Source organism: Glaesserella parasuis (assembly GCF_002015085.1).
GTDB classification, from domain to species: Bacteria; Pseudomonadota; Gammaproteobacteria; order Enterobacterales; family Pasteurellaceae; genus Glaesserella; species Glaesserella parasuis.
Map to the genome: position 1 here is coordinate 1815 of NZ_MUXW01000050.1, position 3403 is coordinate 5217.

General features: G+C 47.8%; 1 rRNA gene. It reads left to right on the forward strand.

The annotated features are described in order from the left end of the window. The first annotated feature begins 173 nt into the window (after positions 1-173). Positions 174-3184: ribosomal RNA gene (locus tag B0183_RS10395) — 23S ribosomal RNA — on the forward strand. The last annotated feature ends 219 nt before the right edge of the window (positions 3185-3403 follow it).

Sequence of the window (3403 nt, forward strand, 5' to 3'; positions counted from 1 at the left end):
TGGAAACAAGCTGAAAACTGAGAGATTTTCTGTAGGGGCAAATCATATTTGCCCTGAAACAAGAAAGTCTGAGTAGTAAGAAAATCTTAACTGAACAAAAGCGGTTAAGTGTTTAGTAGTTAATATCAGTCTTAAATGTTTTTTCTTTTAGATAAAAATGTTTGAGGTTGTATAGTTAAGTGACTAAGCGTACACGGTGGATGCCTAGGCAATCAGAGGCGAAGAAGGACGTGCTAATCTGCGAAAAGCTTGGATGAGTTGATAAGAAGCGTTTAATCCAAGATATCCGAATGGGGAAACCCAGTAGATGAAGAATCTACTATCACTTGTTGAATACATAAGCAAGTGAAGCAAACCGGGAGAACTGAAACATCTAAGTACCCCGAGGAAAAGAAATCAACCGAGATTTTGTAAGTAGCGGCGAGCGAAAGCGAAAGAGCCAGTGAGTGATAGCAGCAAAGACAGAAGAATTGGCTGGGAAGCCAAGCGACACAGGGTGATAGCCCCGTATTCGAAGTTTTTGTTGTGGTACTAAGCTTGCAACAAGTAGGGCGGGACACGAGAAATCCTGTTTGAAGATGGGGGGACCATCCTCCAAGGCTAAATACTCCTGATTGACCGATAGTGAACCAGTACTGTGAAGGAAAGGCGAAAAGAACCCCAGTGAGGGGAGTGAAATAGAACCTGAAACCGTGTACGTACAAGCAGTGGGAGCCCGAAAGGGTGACTGCGTACCTTTTGTATAATGGGTCAGCGACTTATATTTTGTAGCGAGGTTAACTGAATAAGGGAGCCGAAGGGAAACCGAGTCTTAACTGGGCGGATAGTTGCAAGGTATAGACCCGAAACCCGGTGATCTAGCCATGGGCAGGTTGAAGGTTGGGTAACACTAACTGGAGGACCGAACCGACTAATGTTGAAAAATTAGCGGATGACTTGTGGCTGGGGGTGAAAGGCCAATCAAACCGGGAGATAGCTGGTTCTCCCCGAAATCTATTTAGGTAGAGCCTTATGTGAATACCTTCGGGGGTAGAGCACTGTTTCGGCTAGGGGTCCATCCCGGATTACCAACCCGATGCAAACTGCGAATACCGAAGAGTAATGCATAGGAGACACACGGTGGGTGCTAACGTCCATCGTGGAGAGGGAAACAACCCAGACCGCCAGCTAAGGTCCCAAAGTCTATATTAAGTGGGAAACGAAGTGGGAAGGCTTAGACAGCTAGGATGTTGGCTTAGAAGCAGCCATCATTTAAAGAAAGCGTAATAGCTCACTAGTCGAGTCGGCCTGCGCGGAAGATGTAACGGGGCTAAAATATAGCACCGAAGCTGCGGCATCAGGCGTATCACTAATACGCCTTACGATTAACAACATTGAATGAAGTGAAACGGAATGAGATGTTGGTCAAGCAACCCGAACGTTGAGTCGGAAAGTAATCGAAGAGAGGATTATTAGTGATACGTCTGTTGGGTAGGGGAGCGTTGTGTAAGCGGATGAAGGTGAATCGAGAGGTTTGCTGGACGTATCACAAGTGCGAATGCTGACATAAGTAACGATAAAACGAGTGAAAAACTCGTTCGCCGGAAGACCAAGGGTTCCTGTCCAACGTTAATCGGGGCAGGGTGAGTCGGCCCCTAAGGCGAGGCTGAAAAGCGTAGTCGATGGGAAACGGGTTAATATTCCCGTACTTGTCTTCATTGCGATGTGGGGACGGAGAAGGTTAGGTTAGCAGACTGTTGGATGTCTGTTTAAGTTGGTAGGTGGGGAGTTTAGGCAAATCCGGGCTCCTATTAACACTGAGAGATGATGACGAGTTTCTACGGAAATGAAGTAACTGATACCACGCTTCCAGGAAAAGCCACTAAGCCTCAGATGAAGATAAACCGTACTGAAAACCGACACAGGTGGTCAGGTAGAGAATACTCAGGCGCTTGAGAGAACTCGGGTGAAGGAACTAGGCAAAATAGCACCGTAACTTCGGGAGAAGGTGCGCTGGCGTAGGTTGTAGGAGTATACCTCCGAAGGCTGAACCAGTCGAAGATACCAGCTGGCTGCAACTGTTTATTAAAAACACAGCACTCTGCAAACACGAAAGTGGACGTATAGGGTGTGATGCCTGCCCGGTGCTGGAAGGTTAATTGATGGTGTTATCGAAAGAGAAGCTCCTGATCGAAGCCCCAGTAAACGGCGGCCGTAACTATAACGGTCCTAAGGTAGCGAAATTCCTTGTCGGGTAAGTTCCGACCTGCACGAATGGCATAATGATGGCCAGGCTGTCTCCACCCGAGACTCAGTGAAATTGAAATCGCCGTGAAGATGCGGTGTACCCGCGGCTAGACGGAAAGACCCCGTGAACCTTTACTATAGCTTGACACTGAACATTGAATTTTGATGTGTAGGATAGGTGGGAGCCTAAGAAGCAGTCACGCCAGTGATTGTGGAGGCGTCCTTGAAATACCACCCTTTAACGTTTGATGTTCTAACGAAGATTGCGAAACGCGGTCTCGGACAGTGTCTGGTGGGTAGTTTGACTGGGGCGGTCTCCTCCCAAAGAGTAACGGAGGAGCACGAAGGTTTGCTAATCACGGTCGGACATCGTGAGGTTAGTGCAATGGTATAAGCAAGCTTAACTGCGAGACAGACAAGTCGAGCAGGTGCGAAAGCAGGTCATAGTGATCCGGTGGTTCTGAATGGAAGGGCCATCGCTCAACGGATAAAAGGTACTCCGGGGATAACAGGCTGATACCGCCCAAGAGTTCATATCGACGGCGGTGTTTGGCACCTCGATGTCGGCTCATCACATCCTGGGGCTGAAGTAGGTCCCAAGGGTATGGCTGTTCGCCATTTAAAGTGGTACGCGAGCTGGGTTTAGAACGTCGTGAGACAGTTCGGTCCCTATCTGCCGTGGGCGTTGGAGAATTGAGAGGGGCTGCTCCTAGTACGAGAGGACCGGAGTGGACGCATCACTGGTGTACCAGTTGTCTCGCCAGAGGCACTGCTGGGTAGCTAAATGCGGAAGAGATAAGTGCTGAAAGCATCTAAGCACGAAACTCGCCTTAAGATGAGTTCTCCCACACAATAAGTGTGTAAGGGTTGTTGGAGACTACGACGTAGATAGGTCTGGTGTGTAAGCGGTGTGAGCCGTTGAGCTAACAGATACTAATTGCCCGAGAGGCTTAACTATACAACCTCAAGCGTTTTTGAAGTAGACGTGAGAGAGTTAGAGAGCTAAATAGAAACGAAAAGACTAAACAAAACTCAGAGAACAGCTTGTTTCGAATAAGAATAGTGTAGGGGCAAATTACATTGCCCTTAAAGAACAGAAAAAGAAGATAGAGAAAGTCATTGAAAGATTTTCCCGACGACAATAGTGCAGTTGTCCCACCTGATTCCATACCGAACT